Below are 275 nucleotides of genomic sequence, written 5' to 3' on the forward strand. Positions count from 1 at the left end.
TCGCCCTTCACGGTATACGACTTTCCCACGAAGGCGCTGCCGTCGTCGTGAATCGTAATAACCTGCTCAGCGACTCGGCCATTCTCTTGCCGGACGTCGATCCAAAACTGCCCGCCGCTTGCTGCGCATTGCGTTCTGACGGAATACAGGTCGAAACCCCCTATTGTTGCGAGCAAATTTGGCGACCTGACCGACGAAACTTTGTCGTTGCTATGCGCTAAAACGCGGATTTCGCCGGCTGAAGACGAGAGCTCTAAAGCGAAATGGTAGCTCGT

The 275-nt window shown here is 54.9% G+C and carries 1 protein-coding gene; it reads left to right on the top strand.

The features are described from left to right. On the top strand, positions 1-221 hold a 221-nt coding region (locus ACYSM9_RS21975), incomplete at its 5' end, for a hypothetical protein (protein WP_461859060.1). Between the last annotated feature and the right edge of the window lie 54 nt (positions 222-275).

Source organism: Arthrobacter sp. C152 (assembly GCF_054890965.1).